Here is a 798-nt window from a genome sequence, read left to right on the forward strand (position 1 = left end):
GTCCGGGTCCTGACGCAGAATCGAGCGCAATGCGCGCGCGAAGCTCATGCCGATCCGCTCGTTGACCTGGGTCTGGCCGATGCCGGACAGGTCGTATTCGATCGGGTCTTCCACCGTCATGATGTTGGTGGTTGCCGTCTCCAGTCGCGACATCGACGCATACAGCGTCGTCGTCTTGCCTGAGCCGGTCGGACCCGTCACGAGCACGATGCCGTGCGGCTTGCCGATCAGCTTGTCGAACTGGCCGAGCGTGTCGGATGCCATGCCGAGCGCTTCGAGATTGAGCCGCGCCGCGTCTTTTTCGAGCAGACGAAGCACCGCGCGCTCGCCGTGGCCGGTGGGCAGCGTCGATACCCGCACGTCGACCGGACGACCGCCGACGCGCAGCGTGATGCGGCCGTCCTGCGGCAAACGTTTTTCCGCGATGTCGAGCTGCGCCATGATCTTGATCCGCGAGATCAGCGCGCCGTGCAGCGCTTTCTTGGGCCGCACCACGTCGCGCAGCGTGCCGTCGACGCGAAAACGCACTACCGACGCATTCTCGAACGGCTCGATATGGATATCCGATGCCTGCTCGCGCGCCGCTTGTGTGAGCAGCGCGTTGATCATGCGGATGATCGGCGCGTCGTCTTCCGATTCGAGCAGATCCTCGACCTCGGGGATGTCCTGCATCAGCCGCGACAGATCGACTTCGCCTTCCACTTCGCCGACCACCTGCGCGGCGCTGCCGTCCTGGCGCGCATAGGCCTGGTTGATCGCCTGCGCGAGATCGTCGGCGGGCACGCGCACGACCGACAC

The 798-nt window shown here is 65.4% G+C and carries 1 protein-coding gene; it reads right to left on the reverse strand.

Going from position 1 to position 798, the window contains the following annotated elements; all coding sequences use genetic code 11:
- Nucleotides 1–798, reverse strand: a 798-nt coding sequence (locus tag AB3X86_RS38295) for a GspE/PulE family protein (protein WP_368599907.1), incomplete at both ends; no start/stop codon positions are given.

The sequence above is a fragment of the Paraburkholderia sp. BR14374 genome, assembly GCF_040948685.1.
GTDB classification, from domain to species: Bacteria; Pseudomonadota; Gammaproteobacteria; order Burkholderiales; family Burkholderiaceae; genus Paraburkholderia; species Paraburkholderia youngii.